General features: G+C 73.4%; 1 pseudogene. It reads right to left on the reverse strand.

The features are described 5' to 3' along the window. Positions 1-689 (reverse strand): annotated as a pseudogene (locus ACYVE7_RS35195) (hypothetical protein); the annotation flags it as partial.

Below are 689 nucleotides of genomic sequence, written 5' to 3' on the forward strand. Positions count from 1 at the left end.
AGCGGGGCGTCCGGGTCGGCGGCGACGACGACCAGGCTCCAGCCCGCGTACCGGCCGACGCCCTGCTGGGACGGCGCGTCGGCGACCCAGTACCGGCCGCTCCCGGCCGCGCGCACCTGCTGGGTGACGTCGGCGAACGCCTGATAGGCCCCGAAACTGGGGAGTTTGACGTCGTCCACGTCGCTCGCCTTGACGGTCTTGTACGACCCGCCCGGAACACGCAGTTTCGCGGTCTTCGGATCGTTGCAGGCGGCGCCCGACCAGTACAGCCCCGCCCAGAGCACCTCGCCGGGCAGGGTGAGATCGGCGGCGCTGGAGCTCGCCGTGCCGGGGACGTCATCGAGGTCTAGCGGGCGCATCCGCCAGAAGTCGTTGTCGAGGCGGATGCCCTTGCGTTCGCGCGCCTCCTTGCAGCCGGGCGCGCGCGACGGGCAGCTCATCAGCGCGTTGCCCGCCCGGACGATCCGGACGTTCCCGTCCGTGGCGTACCTGGCGGGCATTCCGCCCGCGCGGACGGCGTTGGCGGTCGACGTCGTGACCGGTTTGCGGCCGCCGGTCTCGCTGAGCGCCATCGAGACGGGGGTGCCGGTCGGCGCGTCATCGGCGACGATCACGTGCAGGTAGGCGGAGGCCGTCAAGGCGGGGGCGATCGGGCCGTGGGTGCAGCGCAGCGCGGCCGACACGGGCCG

This window comes from Actinocorallia lasiicapitis, assembly GCF_054778695.1.